A 348-nucleotide genomic window follows, 5' to 3' on the forward strand; every position below is an offset into this window, starting at 1 on the left:
CCTGGGTTTCGAGACCGAGGAATGGGAGACGCAATGGGGCGAGGCCTTCCCGCTGGAGCGCCTGGAAGAACGCCTGACCCAACCGGACGCGGCCGGAATCAAGGCCGTTCTGGTCTGTCAGAACGAGACCGCGACCGGTGTCGCGTCCAACGTCGCGGGCGTCCGCCGCATCCTGGATGCCGCCGGCCACCCGGCCCTGCTGATGGTCGACGGGATCAGTTCCATCGCCTGCATCGAATTCCGCATGGACGAATGGGGCGTCGATCTGGCCATCGCCGGGTCTCAGAAAGGCCTGATGCTGCCGACCGGCCTGTCCGTCGTCTGCGCCAGCCGGAAAGCCCTCGCTGC

General features: G+C 67.2%; 1 protein-coding gene. It reads left to right on the top strand.

Going from position 1 to position 348, the window contains the following annotated elements:
- Positions 1 to 348 (top strand): aminotransferase class V-fold PLP-dependent enzyme (locus tag EJ063_RS20815; RefSeq protein WP_126576091.1); only part of this gene is annotated, 348 nt, incomplete at both ends.

The sequence above is a fragment of the Vibrio aquaticus genome (genome assembly GCF_003970385.1).
GTDB classification, from domain to species: Bacteria; Pseudomonadota; Gammaproteobacteria; order Enterobacterales; family Vibrionaceae; genus Vibrio; species Vibrio aquaticus.